This is a genomic window from Stutzerimonas sp. S1, assembly GCF_025966695.1.
Classification (GTDB): Bacteria; Pseudomonadota; Gammaproteobacteria; order Pseudomonadales; family Pseudomonadaceae; genus Stutzerimonas.
The window spans coordinates 114,693-129,403 of the sequence record NZ_JAOEIY010000006.1 but is presented as its reverse complement, the minus strand read 5'-3'; the positions used below and the strand labels follow the sequence as shown (position 1 = coordinate 129,403).

Here is a 14,711-nt window from a genome sequence, read left to right as displayed (position 1 = left end):
AACCCAACGGTTTGTAGGGTGGATAACGCCGAAGGCTTATCCACGCGGCCACCGCCACGCCCACCATCGACTTCACCTACCCTTTCCAATCATCAAACAAAAGGACCGCCACGATGACCGCCCTTACCCAAGCCCACTGCGAAGCCTGCCGTGCCGATGCGCCGAAGGTCTCCGACGAGGAACTGGCCGAGCTGATCCGCGAGATTCCGGACTGGAACATCGAGACGCGCGACGGCCACATGGAGCTGGAGAAGGTCTTCCTGTTCAAGAACTTCAAGCACGCGCTGGCCTTCACCAATGCCGTCGGCGAGATCGCCGAAGCCGAGGGGCATCACCCGGGCCTGCTGACCGAATGGGGCAAGGTGACCGTGACCTGGTGGAGCCACTCGATCAAGGGCCTGCACCGCAACGACTTCATCATGGCCGCGCGCACCGACCAGCTCGCCGCCAGCGCGGAGGGCCGCAAGTAATGCACTTCGGCCAGATTCCCCGCGTGCCTGGCGATCCGATCCTCGGCCTGCTCGACCTTTATCGCGCTGACCCCAACCCGGCCAAGCTCGACCTGGGCGTCGGCGTCTACAAGGATGCCCAGGGCCTGACGCCGATTCCGCGCGCGGTGAAGCTGGCCGAGCAGCGCCTGATCGACAGCGAGCGGACCAAGAGCTACATCGGCGGCCACGGTGATCCGCTGTTCGGCGCGCACCTGCTGCGTCTGGTACTGAGCTTGCGGGCCAATGCCCTGGGCGAAGAACGCGCCGGCTGCACTCAGGCGCCCGGCGGCACCGGCGCGCTGCGCCTGGCCGGCGAGTTCATCGCCAAATGCCTGCCCGGGCGCAGCATCTGGTTGAGCGATCCGACCTGGCCGATTCACGAAACCCTGTTCGCCGCCGCTGGGCTGCGCGTGCAGCACTACCCCTACGTCGGCGCGGACAACCGCCTCGACGTGGGCGGCATGCTCGCCGCGCTGCAGCAGGTGCCACCGGGCGACGTGGTGCTGCTGCACGCCTGCTGCCACAACCCCACCGGTTTCGATCTGAATCACGACGACTGGCTGCGGGTGCTGGAGGTAGTGCGCGCGCGCGAGCTGCTGCCGCTGTTCGACTTCGCCTACCAGGGCTTCGGCGATGGTCTGGATGAGGACGCCTGGGCGGTGCGGCTGTTCGCCGAAACGCTGCCGGAAATGCTCATCACCAGCTCCTGCTCGAAGAACTTCGGCCTCTACCGTGAACGCACCGGCGCACTGATCGCGATCACCAGCGATGCCGAGCGGCTGCTCGATGTGCGCAGCCAGCTCGCTTCCCTGGCGCGCAACCTCTGGTCGACGCCGCCAGCCCACGGTGCCGCGGTGGTGGCGACGATTCTGGCCGACGAGCCGCTACGGCAGATCTGGCAGGACGAGGTCGAAGCGATGCGCCGACGCATCGCCAGCCTGCGCACCGGTCTTGTCGAAGCACTGATGCCGTACGGACTGGCCGAACGCTTCGCCCATATCGCGCAGCAGCGTGGGATGTTCTCCTACACCGGCCTCAGCGCCGAGCAGGTTCGCCGCCTGCGCGCCGAGGACTCGGTGTATCTGGTGGAGAGCGGCCGCGCCAACGTCGCCGGGCTGGATGCCGAGCGGCTCGACGCGCTGGCCGGCGCCATCGCCCGGGTGGTCGGCTAGGTTCGAGGCCGGTACGTGCGCAGTGTGCCGGCGCCGCTTCAGAATCGCGCGCGCACCTGTCGCGGGCTGATGCCGAACTGCCGCTTGAATGCGGTGGCGAAGTTGGCCGGACTGTTGTAGCCGGCCCGCCAGGCGGCCTCGCTCACACTGATGCCGTCGCGCTCCAGCGCCTGACGCGCCTGCATCAGGCGGCGCCCACGCTGGTACTCGAACACCGACATGCCGCGCAGCTCACGGAACTGGCGCTGCATGGTGCTGGCGTTGACGCCCATTTCCCGGGCGATGCGCTCGAGCGTCCAGGCATCCGCCGCGCCGCTATCGAGCAGTTCCGTCAGTCGCTGCACTCGCTGGTGTTCGTGCGCGCGCAGGCCGTCGCCCAGTGGCGCCTCGACGAGGCTGCCCAGCGCTTCGCAGGTGACGTCCAGCGCGCGGCTTTCCAGATACAGCCTCTCGAGCAGCGGATCATAGCCGGGCGGATTGAGCATCTGCTCGGCGAGCGTCAGCACGCGCGCCGACGGCTTCCACACCCGCGGCACCAGATGGCTATGCATGAACCGACGCACGGCACCGTTACCGGCGCTTTCGGCACCGGCATTCTCGAACCACTCAGGCGAAAGGCTCACCACCAGCTTGCGGATGTGCCGGCCGCGCCGGGCCTGACGACGGAACAACACCGGCTCGTTCATCGCCAAGGCGACGCCTTCAGGACGGTGTCGCCGGTCGGCCTGGCCGAAGGTGAGCGACAGCCCGCCGTAGTTCACCTCGCTCTGCCCATCGAGAAAGAGCACGAATGACAGTCGCGGACCGACCACATTCTCAGCGACGAAATCCTGCAGTTCCTCATAGTCCGACCAGTGCAGCGACAAGCCGTCGCGCAGTTGCAGCCATTGCGTCCGGCCATAGAACAGACGGTCATCCTCGGGTCGCGCCAGGCGTAGGCCCGGTTGGCTCACGGACGGCAATTCGTCGCGACGGATCAGATGATCAGGCTGCTGCATGACGCGTGTTCCTGGGAAGAGTGGCGGATCGCAAAGCAAATGTTTGCTCGTGCAAAGGTTCGAGCGAGGTCGTGGTGGCAGACTACGCGCCGTCATTCTCGGATGCAAATCATTATCATTTGTGAGATTGCGGGCGGTGCCAACCTTCCCGCCCACACCTGGAGCCGCCGCATGGAAAGATCAACCCGCCTCGTCAGCCTTTCCCAACGTTCCCAACACTTACTGCTGGTCGGTCTGCTCGCGCCCTTCCCGCTGAGCGCCCTGGCTCAGAGCGTGACGCCGCAGGGCGAGCCGGTCGAACTGGAAAGCATCACCATCGAAGGCAACCGCCTGTACGACATGCCGTCTTCGGAGCAAAGCGGCGGCTACACCGTGCCGGCCGCCACCGTCGGCACCAAGACACCAGCCGAACTGCGCGACATTCCGCAGTCAATCAGCGTGTACACCAGCGATTACATCCGCGACCGCCAGTTCGTGAACCTGGATGACCTGGCCAAGTACTCAACCGGCCTGCGCACCCTGAGCAACGACAGCGGGCGCTCGTCGATCTATGCACGAGGCTACGAGTACGACGAATTCAACATCGATGGCCTACCCGCCCCGATGGCCAGCATCAACGGTACGCTGCCGTCGCTGTCGCCGTTCGATCGGGTCGAGGTCATGCGCGGGCCGTCCGGGCTGTTCAACAGCACCAGCGAGATGGGCGGCATCGTCAACATGGTGCGCAAGCGCCCGACTCGCGAGTTCCAGGGCAGCCTGACCGGACGCTACGGCAGCTGGGACACCAACTACCTGGAAGCCGACCTGTCCGGGCCGCTCGACGAGCAGGGGCTTGTGCGCGGCCGTACGGTGATCTCCCGCGCCGACACCAACGGCGAGGTCGACTACAACGCCAACACCAGCGAGAGCTTCTACGGCGCGCTGGACATCGACCTGTCCGACGCCACCGTTATGTCCTTCGGGCTGATCCACCAGACCAAGGACATCCTCCCGCACAACGGCTATCCGGCCGCCATCGACGGTAGCCTGGAAGACTTCAGCCGCTCGACCTACCTGGGCGCCGACTGGGGCGATTTCGACAGCCGCGGCACCGACGTCGTCGCCGAGCTGACCCATCGCTTCGACAATGGCGGCTACGGCCGCGTCGCGGTGCGCGGCTCCAAGCGCGCGACCGACTACCTCTATGCCTTCAGCGCGCGCAACGTCAACAACGGCGCCACCAGCCTGGCCTACACCGCCCGCGATCTGGAGCAGGACACACTCGCCGTCGATGCCAACTACAGCCAGCCGTTCGAGCTGCTCGGACAGGTCAGCGAGTTCGTCATCGGCAGCGATTTCAAACGCTACGAGACCGAGTATGCGGACGCCCGCGGCAATCTCGGCGCCATCGACGTCGCCAGCTACCAGCCGGGCGACACCAGCAAGCCGAACGTCACCTTCGGCACGCCGACCGAAACCGATGAGCGCGAAGCCGGCCTCTACGCCAAGCTGACCTTCCGCCCCATCCAGCGCCTGGCGCTGATCGGCGGCGCGCGGGTCAGCAGCTTCGAAGGCGAGAACAGCAGCAGCACGCAGGATGTTCGCGAATCCGGCTATGTCACGCCCTATGGCGGCCTGGTGTTCGATCTGGACGACCAGCACTCCCTCTACGCCAGCTACTCGCAGGTATTCAAGCCGCAGAGCGAGGCCGGCGCCGACGGCCGCATCATCGACCCGCGCGAAGGCCAGCAGTACGAGGTGGGCATCAAGGGCAGCTATTTCGCAGGCGATCTGAACGCGCGCATCACCGCCTTCCAGCTCACCGACGAGAACCGCGCGGCCGGCGCCATCGATGACAGCGGCGCGCCGATCAGCGGCGTCTACGAGGCCACCGGCAAGACCCGCATCCGCGGTGGCGAACTGGAAATCAGCGGCTACCTGACCCCCGACTGGGAAGTGCTGGCCGGCTACACCTACATGAAGACCGAGAACCTGGCCGGTGACGACAACGCGCTCTTCGCGCTGATGCCCCAGCACCAGGCCTCGCTGTGGACCAAGTACACCCTGCCCGGCGGTGCCCTGCGCGGCCTGGGGATCGGTGGTGGCGTGACCGCGATGAGTGACTACTACATCGAACGCGCCGGCAGCCCGCGCCTCAGCGCACCGGGTTATGCAGTGGTGGATGCCAAGCTGTCCTACCCGATCACCGACAAGCTGACCGGCACCTTCGACGTAAACAACCTGCTCGACCGCAAGTACTACTCGCGGGTCGGCAGCGTCGGTACCTTCAACTTCTACGGCCCGTCGCGCAGCTTCACCGTCGGTGCCCGCTACGCATTCTGATCCATCCCGAGCCGTCGACGCCTTCACGGTGCCGGCGGCTCCGTTCTGGAGATAGCCCATGCCCCACTTCCACGCCGTGGTGCCGACACCACGCGCCGCGCGCAACATGGCGCGTCTGTGCAAACATTTCGCCCACAAGGCCACCGTCCAAGCCGACGAATCCCGCGCACAGATCGATTTCGCCTTCGGCGACTGCCGCCTGCGGGCCGAACCCGACCAGCTGCTGATCGACTGCCAGGCCGAGGCCGGCGAAGCGCAAACGCGGCTGCGCTTCGTCATCGCCGACCACCTCGAGCGCTTCTCCGGCGAAGAGGCGCTGCAGGTGCACTGGCAGGACGGCCCGCTGCCACCGGCTGACCAAGAGGCCCGCGCATGAGGCCGCTACTCATGGCACTGCTCGCCAGTCTCGGCGCGCACCTGACGCCTGCTTCAGCGGCACCGGCCGACAGCTGGCAGGCGGTGATGCTGCCGCAGACCGAACAGCGCATCCTCCATTCGCGGCACACCGGTCGCGACTACCGCATCTTCCTCTCGCAGCCGCAGCACGAACCGCCGCCCGGCGGCTATCCGGTTCTCTATGTGCTCGACGGCAATGCGCTGTTCCCCTCGCTGGCAATCCAGGCCCAGGCGCTCGAGGCACGCCCCGACCCCAGGCTGCGCAATTCGGTGCTGGTGGTGGGCGTGGGCTATCCCGGCGCGGCACTGTACGACTTCAATGCCCGAGCCGAGGACTACACGCCCGATGCCGAAGACCGCCAGAGGCTGCCCGGTCGCGAGCCGCCACCCTACGGCGGCGCCGAGCGCTTCCTGGCGTTTCTCGAAAACGAGCTCAAACCGATGGTCGCCCAGCGTTACCGGATCGACCCGACGCGACAGACGCTGTTCGGCCACTCCTACGGAGGGCTGTTCACCCTCTACACGCTGCTCAACCGGCCACAGGCATTCCAGGGCTATGTTGCCGCCAGCCCGTCGATCTGGTGGTACCAGGGGTACGTCGAACGCAGCCTCGCCGCATTCGCGCAGCAGCTGCAGCAGCGCCCGTTAGACGCGCGCCTGCTGATGACCGTCGGCAGCGCCGAAGAACCCGCCGCGGACGATCCGCTGACGGACCCACGCCAGCGCCACATGGCCGAGCGACGCATGGTCGGCAATGCCCGCGATTTCGCCGAACGCCTGACGAACGCTCCAGGTCTGGCGGTCAGCCTGCGCATCAACGAAGGCGCCAACCACGGCACCAATGCGCACTACAGCATGGTGCAGGCACTGGAGCTGGCAACCTCGGTGGCGGCCCCGACGGGTGACCGGGCGTCCGCGCAAGGGCGGTAAGAACGTCAAGAAAGTCCGACCTCGACCGATAGCGGAACATGAGCCGTGGCGTGATTCCAGGCTCCTGCCATGCCTGACGCACTCCGCCCCGGCCCTGGTCGCTGCGCCCCACGAGGACTTTCGATGTACCGCCGCACCACCGCTACCCCATCCGCCGCCTGTGAAGGCTGCCGCAACGGCCAGGCACTGGACTTCGGCTTCGCCTATGCCTTCCAGCCGATCATCAACGTCATCAGCCGCCAGCTGTTCGCCCACGAGGCGTTGGTGCGCGGCCCATCCGGCGAGCCGGCGCCGACAGTGCTTGCCAAGGTCACCGAGGAGAATCGCTACCGCTTCGATCAGGCCTGCCGGGTCGAGGCGATCCGCACCGCCGCAGCGCTGGACATGCAGAGCCGGTTGTCGATCAACTTCATGCCCAACGCCATCTACCGCCCCGAGCTGTGTATCCGCTCCACACTGCAGGCGGCCGAGCAGTACGGCTTCCCCATCGAGCGCATCATCTTCGAAACGGTGGAAGGCGAGGAGATCAACGACGGCAAGTGGCTGGCACAGGTGCTGCGCGAATACCAGCGCATCGGTTTCCTGACCGCGATCGACGATTTCGGCGCCGGCTTCGCCGGGCTCAACCTGCTGGCCGACTTCCAACCCGACCTGATCAAGCTGGACATGGACCTGATCCGCGGCATCGACGGCAGCCGTTCGCGACAGGCCATCGTCAGGGGCGTGACGGCGATGTGCCGCGAGCTGGGCATCACCCTGATCGCCGAGGGCGTGGAAACCCACGATGAATACCTGTGCCTCGCCGACCAGGGCATCGAGCTGATGCAGGGCTACCTGTTCTGCAAGCCGCTGTTCGGCGCCTGCGCCAGCGCCGACACGCTGGCCTGGCCGGAACGCTCGCGCTGAATCAACCGGCGCGCAGCAACTCCAGCAACGCCTCGGCTGCCGCCTCGGAGGATGCCGGGTTCTGCCCGGTGATCAGCCGGCCGTCGACCACCACGTAGGGCGCCCAGTCGGGGCCCTTGCTGTAGTTGCCGCCGCGCGCCTGCAGGCGGTCTTCGAGCAGGAACGGCACCACCTCGGTGAGCTCTACGGCAGCCTCCTCGCTATTGGTGAAACCGGTGACACCGCGGCCCTTGACCAGGAATTCGCCACCGGGAGCGCGCACCTCGGTGAGCACCGCCGGCGCGTGGCAGACCGCCGCCACCGGCTTGTTGGCGCGAACGAAGGCTTCGATCAAGGCGATGCAGTGCGAGTCCTGGGCGAGATCCCACAACGGGCCGTGGCCGCCAGGGAAGAACAGCGCATCGAAATCCGCCGCCGCTACCTGCGCCAGCGGCACGCTGCTGGCCAGCGCGCGCTGCGCCTCGGCGTCCGCCTTGAAGCGCCGGGTGGCCTCGGTCTGCGCATCCGGTTCGTCGCTCTTGGGGTCCAGCGGCGGCTGGCCGCCCCTGGGCGAAGCCAGCGTGAGCTCGACGCCAGCGTCACGCAGCACGAAGTACGGTGCCGCGAACTCCTCGAGCCAGAAGCCGGTGGGCTTGCCGGTGTCGCCCAATTGGTCGTGGGATGTGAGCACGATGAGCACTTTCATGGAGCCTCCTGGGGGATTCGCGAGGTGAACAGTTCAGACTGCCAAGCGGCCACGGATGCTCCCTCGCTGCAGCGCAATTCCATGAAAAAGGGCGCCGCAGCGCCCTTTCGAACCATCCCACCGATCAGATGCGGAAACTGTCCACCAGTTGCTTGAGGCGGCGGGCCTGCTGATCCAGATCGCCACAGGCGCGCAGGGTCGATTGCAGGTTTTCCACGCCCTGCTGGTTCAGCGTGTTGATCTCGGTGATGTCCATGTTCAGCGACTCGATCACCGCGGTCTGCTCCTCGGTGGCGGTGGCCACCGACTGGTTCATGCCGTCGATCTCGCCGATGCGCTGGGTCACCTCGCCGAGGCGCTCGCCGGCGCGGTCGGCGATCGACACGCTGGTTTCGCTCTGCCGCTGGCTTTCGGTCATGGTCTGCACCGAGGCGCCAGCGCCAACCTGCAGCTGCTCGATCATCTGCTGGATTTCCTGCGCCGAGCTCTGCGTGCGGTGCGCCAGGTTGCGCACCTCGTCGGCGACCACGGCGAATCCGCGCCCGGCATCGCCGGCACGCGCGGCTTCGATGGCGGCGTTCAGTGCCAGCAGGTTGGTCTGCTCGGAGATGCCCTTGATCACCTCGAGAATCTGGCCGATGTCCACCGTCTTGGCGTTCAGCTCCTCGATCTGCGCGCAGGACGCGCTGATCTTCGCCGACAGCTCGCGCATCGCGGCGATGTTCTGCTCGACCACCTGACGACCGTCATCAGCCTGATGCCGCGCATTGCTGGCGTGCTGCGAGGCATCGGCGGCATTACGAGCGATTTCCTGCGCAGCGGCACCCAGCTCGTTAATCGCCGCCGCGACGCTGTTGGTGCGGCTGGCCTGCTCGTCGGAGTTGGCCATCGAGGCGTTCGAAGCGCTGAGCACGCGTTGCGCCACCTCGTGGACTTGCAACGTGGTCGAGGACACTTCGCGGATCGAGCTATGAATGCGCTCGACGAAGCGGTTGAAGGCCATCGCCAGTTCGCCGAACTCGTCCCGGGATTGCACATCCAGGCGCCGGGTCAGGTCGCCCTCGCCCTCGGCGATATTGGCCATGGCGCGGCCCATATCGGTAAGCGGACGCATCAGTACGCGGATCAGCATGCCCAGCAGCACGAGGATGAACGCCACCGCAACGACGGTGGCGATCAGCGCGGTGGTACGGAAGCTGGTGAGGCTGGCATAGGCCTTGTCACGATCCAGCGAGATGCCGACGTACCATTTCACCGACGGCAGGCCCTGCACCGGGCTGAAGCCCAGCACGCGCGGCGTGCCATTGAGCTCGGCCTCGACATAGCGGCTGTCGAGCGACGGGGTGTTCTGCGGATAGATGTCGCTTAGCGACTTCATCACCATCTGCTGGTTGGGGTGGACCAGCACCTTGCCATCGCCGCTGATCAGGAAGGCATAGCCCATGCCGTCGAAATCCAGCGCATTGATGATCTCCACCAGCGCCTTGAGTCCCAGGTCGCCGCCGACCACGCCAAGGGTCTGCGCTCCGCTCTTTGCCGGTGTCGCCACGGTGACCACCAGCTCGTTGAGCGAGGCGTCCATGTAGGGTTCGGTCAGCGTGGTGCCGTTCGCCGCGACCGCGTCCTGATACCACGGACGCGTCCGCGCATCGTAGTCGGCCGGCATTTCCTCGTAGGGGCGCAGCAGGTAGCTGCCGTCCGCACCGCCGAGATAGGTGTACATGAACGTCGAGGTCAGGGCCGGCTGCTCCAGCAGGCTGGCCACGCGCTCTGCGGAACTTTCGCTGGCAATCGACTGCGCCGCACTCTCTACCAGCAGGATGCGGCCCGACAGCCAGTTCTCGATGTTGTGTGCGGTGACCTCGCCCATTTCATCGAGATAACTCTCGAGATTGGCGCGGATGGCATTGCGCTGCAGGTAATCGTTGTACAGGGTGAACAGCGCGAAGGTCGCGATCACCACCAGCGAAGCAGCCAGCAGAATCTTGTGGCTGAACTTGAGGCGACTGGGCATTTAAGCGTCCGTATGACTGACTTGGGTGCGCATCCTGCGGTTGATGCCATCCATGATCTCAGTCAGCTTTTCGGCAAGTCGCCGCAAAACTTGACCCATCGGTCTTGTTCGGACCTTTTGGGCATACCATGAAAAACGCCAGCCTCGCGGCTGGCGTCGTTTCATGGTCCGGCAAGGCTGCGCTGGAGTCAGCGTCCCGCCAGCGCCGGCATTACCCGCGGACGCAGCCCTTCGCCGAGGATGGTCAGCACGGCGATGGCGCTGGCGATCCAGTACCAGCGCTGCAGGGGGTCGAAGCCCAGCCAACCGAGCGCGTGCAGGAACACCATCAGGATCAGCACCGGGCTGACGTAGCGAACCATGAACAGCCATAGCGCATAACCCAGCGGCGGCAGGTTCAGCTCGTCGCGCATGATCTCGCTACGCAGCACATAGCCGGCCAGCACTACGGTGAAGATCCCGCCCAGCGGCATCATCCAGCGCGATGTCAGGTAATCCAGCCAGTCGAAGAAGTTCTTGCCCATCGGCGTCCAGCCCGAGAGCAGGTTGAACGAGAGCATCGCCAGCAGGCTGATCACCAGCAGCACCACGCCCGACCCGACCGCCGCCTTGAGCCGCGAGATGCCGTGTTTCTCGTTGAGATAGGCGACGGTGGCCTCGATCATCGAGATCGCCGAGGTCAGCGCCGCGATGGAGACCATGGCGAAGAACAGCACGCCGAAGGCGGTGCCGAACGGCATCTGCTGGAAGGCCAGCGGCAGGCTCATGAAGATCAGGCCGGGGCCGGCAGTCGGGTCCATGCCGTTGGCGAAGATGATCGGGAAGATCGCCAGACCTGCCAGCAACGCGACGCAGGTGTCGGCGATGGCGACCATGAAGGTGGTGCGGGCGATGGACTGATCATCCGGGATGTACGAGCCGTAGGTGAGGATCGCACCGGAGGCCAGGCTGAGGGTGAAGAAGGCGTGGCCGAGCGCGGCCAGCAGCGCCTCACCGGTGATCTTCGAGGTGTCGAAGCTGAACAGGAAGGCGAAGCCCTGATCGAAGCCGCCACTGGTGACGGCGTAGCCGACCAGGATCAGCAGCAGCACGGCGAGGCCCGGCATCATCCAGCGCACCGCATTCTCGATGCCCTTCTGCACGCCGCGGGCGACGATCCACAAGGTCAGCAGCGCGACCAGCACGCTCCAGCCACCAAGCGCCCACGGATCGGAATTGTGCGCCTCGAACGCCTGCGCCAGGCCATCCACCGTGCCGGCGGCGAGCGAGCCGTCGAGCATCTTCAGCGTATAGGCGAAGGCCCAGCCGGCCACCACTACGTAGAAACAGAGAATCAGGAAGCCAGCGAGCATGGCCATGCCACCCACCGCCTTCCAGGCCGGATGGCCGTCGTTCTCCCGTACCACCCGGCCGATGGCGTCGATCGGGCTGCCGCGGCCGCGACGACCGATGGCGATCTCGCACATCATCACCGGGATACCGATGGCCAGGATGCACGCCAGGTACATCAGCACGAAGGCGCCACCCCCGTACTCACCGGTGATGTAGGGGAATTTCCAGATATTGCCCAGGCCGACGGCGGAGCCGGTGGCGGCGAGAATGAAGCCCCAGCGCGAGAGCCAGAGGTTCTTCGGTTTTTCACGAGTCATACGTCACCTGTTTGTTTTTATCTGTGACGGGATCGGACCCGCCGCGCTCGTGGCACGGCGGAGTGCATGCAAGGCGGATGAACCTTATTGAGCGTCGGGCTGTACCTCCGGAGCGGCGTTGCGGAATGCTTCGAGGGTTTCACAGCGCGCGACCATCTCGAGAATGCGCGGATACGCGTGGAGGTCACAGGCAAAACGGCGCGCATTGTACACCTGGGGCACCAGGCAGGCTTCCAGATAACCCGGCCGCTGACCAAGCGACAGTGCGCCGTCGAACACGGCCAGGCCCTGCTCCACGGCGGCGAGCCCCTGCTCGACCCAGTGTCGGTACCAGCGGTTCTTCGCCTCCTCGTCGATGCCCAGCTCGCCGGAGAGGTACTGCAGCACGCGCAGATTGTTCAGCGGATGGACATCGCAGGCGATGTGCAGCGCCAGCGCCCGCACCTGCGCGCGCGCGACCGGGTCGACCGGCAGCAGCGGCGGCACCGGGAAGATTTCGTCGAGGTATTCGAGGATCGCCAGCGACTGGGCGATGCGCGCCCCGCCGTTGACCTCGTCCACCAACAGCGGCACCAGCTGCTGCGGATTGAGCGCGCGGTAATCCGCCGCCCGCTGTTGGCCGCCGTCCTTGACCAGATGCACCGGCACCTGTCGGTAGGCCAGCCCCTTGAGGTTCAGCGCGATGCGCACCCGGTAGGCGGCGCTGGAGCGCCAGTAGCCGTAGAGTTTCAACATTCCGAATCACCCTGAGCCGTAGGGTGGAAAACCGCGAAGCGATTTCCACCGGATATCCGTTCCCCCCGGTGGATGTGAAAAACGACATCCTCCCTACCCTTCATATTTCTCCACCGGCTGATCGATGGCACCAAAGATGCTCTGCCCGCCGGCGTCGAACATCTCGATGCGCACCCGGTCGCCGAACTTGAGGAACGGCGTCTTCGCCTCGCCATGCTCGATAACCTCGAGCATGCGCTTCTCGGCCAGGCAGGACGAACCGGCGCTGCGGTCGTAGTTCGACACCGTGCCCGAGCCGATGATGGTGCCGGCGCCCAGCGGACGGGTGCGCGCGGCGTGGGCGACCAGGGTCGGGAAGTTGAAGGTCATGTCGGTGCCGGCATCCGGCTGGCCGAACAGCTCGCCGTTGATGTGCGAGACCAGCGGCCGGTGCACCTTGCCGTCGCGCCAGTTCTCGCCCAGCTCGTCCGGCGTCACCGCCACCGGCGAGAAGCTCGACGACGGCTTGCTCTGGTAGAAGCCGAAGCCCTTGGCCAGCTCGCCGGGGATCAGGTTGCGCAGCGAGACGTCGTTGACCAGCATCAGCAGCTGGATATGCGAAGCCGCCTGGGCCGGCGTCGCGCCCATTGGCACGTCATCGGTGATCACCGCCAGCTCGCCTTCCAGGTCGATGCCCCAGGCCTCGTCGGCCAGGCGGATCGGGCTGTGCGGCGGGATGAACGCATCGGCGCCGCCCTGGTACATCAGCGGGTCGTGCCAGAACGATTCCGGCATTTCCGCACCGCGCGCCTTGCGCACCAGCTCGACGTGGTTGACGTAGGCACTGCCATCGGCCCAGTGATAGGCCCGCGGCAGCGGGCTGTGGCAGTCGGCCTGCTCGAAGGCGAAGGCGCCCTGCTCCAGCCCGTCATTGAGGCGCTGGTAGACCGCCTCCAGCTTTGGCTTGCAGTAGTTCCAGTCGTCCAGCGCGGCCTGCAGCGTGGCAGCGATCTGCGGCACTGTCACCGCCTCGGTGAGATCACGGGAAACGACGACGAGCACGCCGTCGCGGCCCTGGTTGAGGGATGCGAGTTTCATCAGGATTCCTTGCCCGGCGCGCGCCAGGAGTTGACGTATTCGGGGACATCGACGGCAGCGGCGGCCTCGCCGACTTCCAGTGCGCGACGGGTGTCGATCATCACCGCCACCTCGTCGGCGAAGGTCGCCGGGTCGTCCTGCGCCTTCTTCAGCGCCTTCGGATGCGGCCCGTGAGGGAAGCCGCAGGGGTGGAAGGTCACCATGCCCTGTTCGATGTTGTCGCGGCTGAAGAAGTTGCCGCGGTGGTAGAACAGCACTTCGTCGTAGTCGTCGTTGTTGTGGAAGAACGGCACCTTCAGCGCACCCGGATCGGATTCCACCGGCCGCGGCGTGAAGGTGCAGACCACGAAACCGTTGGCGACGAAGGTGGTGTGCGCCGACGGCGGCAGGTGGTAGCGATGGCTCATCAGCGGGCGGATGTCACGCCAGTTGAGCCGTACCACGGTGTTGTCGCCGTGCCAGCCGACCACGTCCAGCGGGTTGTACGGATAGGTCACCGTGGTGATCTGGTTGCGCCGCTTGATGCGGATCTGCCAGGGGTTCTCGTCCTGCTGCGCGCGGAAGGCGTCGTCCAGGCGCGGGTGGTCGAGCACCGCGGGGTCGAAGATCGCGTGCGGGCCGACCAGGCCTTTTTCCGGCAGCTGGTAGGCGCCGTCGGTGTTCTCGATCAGCAGCATGAACACCGGCTGCGTCGCCTCGATGCGCCAGGCGGTGCCACGCGGGATCATCAGGTAGTCGCCGTCGCGAAATTCCAGGTGGCCGAAGTCGCAGTACAGATGCCCGGCGCCCTCGTGGATGAACAGCAGTTCGTCACCGTCACCGTTGCGCACCAGGTGGCGCATGGCGCCATTGGTCTTCCACAGGCGCAGCTTGACGTCGGCATTGTGCAGCGCCAACGGCGCCTGCAGCGGGCAGTCACCTTCGCTGGGGATGTGATTGAAGTTGAAGGCGTGCGGGCGCAGCGGGCCTTCCCAGTCGATCCAGCCGGTCGGCGGATGCTTGTGATGCAGGTGCGAAGCCGGGCCGAAGAAGCCTTCGCGGCCCATTTCGCGCTCGTAGGTGCCCTGCGGAAAATCGCAGTGCGCCTGGCGCGAACTCTCACCCTCGCGGATGGGGAAACTGATCCATTTGCGGCTCATGTGCCTCTCCTCGTGATACCGCGTGATCTCAATGGCGAAGCGGTGGGTGCCGGTGCGTAGGGTGGATGTCGCGTAGGGTGGAAGACTGCGAAGCATCTTCCACGCGTCTGTGTTGGCCACGCGTCCGTGTCAGGCCGACCGAACGCGTGGATGTGCTGCGCGACATCCACCCTACCCACACCCACCCTGGCCCTGGC

13 protein-coding genes are annotated in these 14,711 nt (G+C 66.0%); 6 read left to right on the top strand and 7 right to left on the bottom strand.

All coding sequences use genetic code 11. The annotated features are described in order from the left end of the window. Window positions 1-113: 113 nt before the first annotated feature. Window positions 114-470, top strand: coding sequence for a 4a-hydroxytetrahydrobiopterin dehydratase (locus tag N8H22_RS14205; RefSeq protein WP_264591159.1), 357 nt, complete (start codon window positions 114-116; stop codon window positions 468-470). Beyond that, a complete protein-coding gene (locus N8H22_RS14200) occupies window positions 470-1,663 on the top strand; it encodes an amino acid aminotransferase (RefSeq protein ID WP_264591158.1) in 1,194 nt (397 codons plus the stop codon). The genes N8H22_RS14205 and N8H22_RS14200 overlap by 1 nt, the downstream gene beginning before the upstream one ends. A 38-nt stretch (window positions 1,664-1,701) precedes the next feature. Here N8H22_RS14200 and N8H22_RS14195 read toward each other — a convergent pair whose 3' ends face one another. Further along, complete coding sequence (locus tag N8H22_RS14195; protein WP_264591157.1) at window positions 1,702-2,661, bottom strand: helix-turn-helix domain-containing protein; 960 nt, start codon at window positions 2,659-2,661, stop codon at window positions 1,702-1,704. A gap of 171 nt (window positions 2,662-2,832) precedes the next feature. On the opposite strand from N8H22_RS14195, the gene N8H22_RS14190 reads away from it, so the two are divergent. The 4 genes from N8H22_RS14190 to N8H22_RS14175 all read left to right on the top strand — a co-directional run bounded on the left by N8H22_RS14190 (window position 2,833) and on the right by N8H22_RS14175 (window position 7,215). Beyond that, on the top strand, window positions 2,833-4,983 hold the full coding sequence (locus N8H22_RS14190; RefSeq protein ID WP_264591156.1) for a TonB-dependent siderophore receptor: 2,151 nt from the start codon (window positions 2,833-2,835) through the stop codon (window positions 4,981-4,983). Window positions 4,984-5,041: 58 nt separating this feature from the next. Continuing rightward, on the top strand, window positions 5,042-5,359 hold the full coding sequence (locus N8H22_RS14185) for a DUF2218 domain-containing protein (protein ID WP_264591155.1): 318 nt from the start codon (window positions 5,042-5,044) through the stop codon (window positions 5,357-5,359). After that, on the top strand, window positions 5,356-6,309 hold the full coding sequence (locus N8H22_RS14180; RefSeq protein ID WP_264591154.1) for an alpha/beta hydrolase-fold protein: 954 nt from the start codon (window positions 5,356-5,358) through the stop codon (window positions 6,307-6,309). Before N8H22_RS14185 ends, N8H22_RS14180 begins: the two co-directional genes overlap by 4 nt. A gap of 123 nt (window positions 6,310-6,432) precedes the next feature. Further along, window positions 6,433-7,215 carry an EAL domain-containing protein gene (locus tag N8H22_RS14175; protein ID WP_264591153.1) on the top strand — a complete coding sequence of 261 codons (783 nt, stop codon included), beginning with the start codon at window positions 6,433-6,435 and terminating at the stop codon, window positions 7,213-7,215. Between the two features lies 1 nt (window position 7,216). Here the strand turns inward: N8H22_RS14175 and N8H22_RS14170 are convergent, their stop codons facing one another. The 6 genes from N8H22_RS14170 to N8H22_RS14145 all read right to left on the bottom strand — a co-directional run bounded on the left by N8H22_RS14170 (window position 7,217) and on the right by N8H22_RS14145 (window position 14,514). Continuing rightward, window positions 7,217-7,900, bottom strand: a complete 684-nt coding sequence (locus tag N8H22_RS14170) for a type 1 glutamine amidotransferase domain-containing protein (RefSeq protein WP_264591152.1) — start codon at window positions 7,898-7,900, stop codon at window positions 7,217-7,219. Between the two features lie 124 nt (window positions 7,901-8,024). Next, window positions 8,025-9,914 (bottom strand): methyl-accepting chemotaxis protein, encoded by a 1,890-nt coding sequence (locus tag N8H22_RS14165; RefSeq protein ID WP_264591151.1) that lies wholly within the window; start codon window positions 9,912-9,914, stop codon window positions 8,025-8,027. Window positions 9,915-10,102: 188 nt separating this feature from the next. Continuing rightward, a complete protein-coding gene (locus N8H22_RS14160) occupies window positions 10,103-11,563 on the bottom strand; it encodes a sodium-dependent transporter (RefSeq protein ID WP_264591150.1) in 1,461 nt (486 codons plus the stop codon). Between the two features lie 84 nt (window positions 11,564-11,647). After that, window positions 11,648-12,298 (bottom strand): maleylacetoacetate isomerase, encoded by a 651-nt coding sequence (maiA, locus tag N8H22_RS14155; RefSeq protein ID WP_264591149.1) that lies wholly within the window; start codon window positions 12,296-12,298, stop codon window positions 11,648-11,650. A gap of 93 nt (window positions 12,299-12,391) precedes the next feature. Further along, window positions 12,392-13,375: a fumarylacetoacetate hydrolase family protein gene (locus N8H22_RS14150; protein WP_264591148.1), complete on the bottom strand. Its 984-nt coding sequence runs from the start codon at window positions 13,373-13,375 to the stop codon at window positions 12,392-12,394. Next, window positions 13,375-14,514, bottom strand: coding sequence for a homogentisate 1,2-dioxygenase (locus N8H22_RS14145; RefSeq protein WP_264591147.1), 1,140 nt, complete (start codon window positions 14,512-14,514; stop codon window positions 13,375-13,377). Before N8H22_RS14145 ends, N8H22_RS14150 begins: the two co-directional genes overlap by 1 nt. Window positions 14,515-14,711: the final 197 nt, after the last annotated feature.

Bases quoted from the DNA above. Each gene is read 5' to 3' on its own strand.
- N8H22_RS14185 (WP_264591155.1), top strand. From the start codon at position 5,042: ATGCCCCACTTCCACGCCGTGGTGCCGACACCACGCGCCGCGCGCAAC.
- N8H22_RS14200 (WP_264591158.1), top strand. From the start codon at position 470: ATGCACTTCGGCCAGATTCCCCGCGTGCCTGGCGATCCGATCCTCGGC.
- N8H22_RS14205 (WP_264591159.1), top strand. From the start codon at position 114: ATGACCGCCCTTACCCAAGCCCACTGCGAAGCCTGCCGTGCCGATGCG.
- N8H22_RS14145 (WP_264591147.1), bottom strand. From the start codon at position 14,514: ATGAGCCGCAAATGGATCAGTTTCCCCATCCGCGAGGGTGAGAGTTCG.
- N8H22_RS14190 (WP_264591156.1), top strand. From the start codon at position 2,833: ATGGAAAGATCAACCCGCCTCGTCAGCCTTTCCCAACGTTCCCAACAC.
- N8H22_RS14180 (WP_264591154.1), top strand. From the start codon at position 5,356: ATGAGGCCGCTACTCATGGCACTGCTCGCCAGTCTCGGCGCGCACCTG.
- N8H22_RS14165 (WP_264591151.1), bottom strand. From the start codon at position 9,914: ATGCCCAGTCGCCTCAAGTTCAGCCACAAGATTCTGCTGGCTGCTTCG.
- N8H22_RS14170 (WP_264591152.1), bottom strand. From the start codon at position 7,900: ATGAAAGTGCTCATCGTGCTCACATCCCACGACCAATTGGGCGACACC.
- N8H22_RS14150 (WP_264591148.1), bottom strand. From the start codon at position 13,375: ATGAAACTCGCATCCCTCAACCAGGGCCGCGACGGCGTGCTCGTCGTC.
- maiA (WP_264591149.1), bottom strand. From the start codon at position 12,298: ATGTTGAAACTCTACGGCTACTGGCGCTCCAGCGCCGCCTACCGGGTG.
- N8H22_RS14160 (WP_264591150.1), bottom strand. From the start codon at position 11,563: ATGACTCGTGAAAAACCGAAGAACCTCTGGCTCTCGCGCTGGGGCTTC.
- N8H22_RS14175 (WP_264591153.1), top strand. From the start codon at position 6,433: ATGTACCGCCGCACCACCGCTACCCCATCCGCCGCCTGTGAAGGCTGC.
- N8H22_RS14195 (WP_264591157.1), bottom strand. From the start codon at position 2,661: ATGCAGCAGCCTGATCATCTGATCCGTCGCGACGAATTGCCGTCCGTG.